General features: G+C 51.4%; 1 protein-coding gene. It reads right to left on the bottom strand.

The genetic code is table 11. The features are described from left to right. Positions 1-512, bottom strand: a 512-nt coding sequence (locus tag R7R24_RS30520) for a GspE/PulE family protein (protein WP_318120689.1), incomplete at both ends; no start/stop codon positions are given.

Here is a 512-nt window from a genome sequence, read left to right on the forward strand (position 1 = left end):
GATTGGGTCTTCCACCGTCAGAATATTGCGCTCGTTGCTGTTGATTTCTTGCAAGCCGGCGTACAAAGTGGTCGATTTACCAGAGCCCGTAGGGCCGGTCACCAAAATGATACCGTGTGGGCGACCAATGAGGTGACGGAAGTTGTCGTGTACCGAAGGAGTCATGCCCAAACTGTGCAGGTCAAGGCGCGTTGCGTTTTTATCTAACAGACGCATTACCACGCGTTCACCGTGAGAGGATGGCATGGTAGAAACACGCACGTCGACCGCTCGGCCACCAATACGTAGCGAGATACGACCATCTTGAGGCACACGCTTTTCAGCAATATCGAGCTTCGCCATAACTTTCACACTAGACACCAATAACGGCGCAAGCTTACGACTTGGCGTCAAGACTTCGCGCAGAACGCCGTCGACACGGAAGCGGATAGAAAGCGTCTTTTCAAACGTTTCGATATGGATATCGGACGCACCTTCTTTGATTGCTTCACCCAACATGGCATTGATCAATT

The sequence above is a fragment of the Vibrio sp. 704 genome (genome assembly GCF_033339295.1).